Consider the following 220-nt stretch of genomic DNA (forward strand, 5'->3'; position numbering starts at 1 on the left):
AATGTAATCTTATGATTACAATCACGCCTGAAAATGGAGAGCGTTACCAAGGCATAGTGGCATTAGAATAAGCAACATTGGCCGCTTGTTTAGAGGTTTACTTTGTCCAATCTGAGCAACTTGCAACTAAAATATGCTTATTTGCAGACAGTCATTCATCGCCTAAACAAGCAGCTGGATTATTGATTCAAACATTACCTGCAAGTAGTGAAAACCACGA

The 220-nt window shown here is 38.6% G+C and carries 1 pseudogene; it reads left to right on the forward strand.

The features are described from left to right. Window positions 1–220, forward strand: a pseudogene (locus V6256_RS15765) (Hsp33 family molecular chaperone HslO); the annotation flags it as partial.

This window comes from Psychromonas aquatilis, assembly GCF_038155185.1.
GTDB classification, from domain to species: Bacteria; Pseudomonadota; Gammaproteobacteria; order Enterobacterales; family Psychromonadaceae; genus Psychromonas; species Psychromonas aquatilis.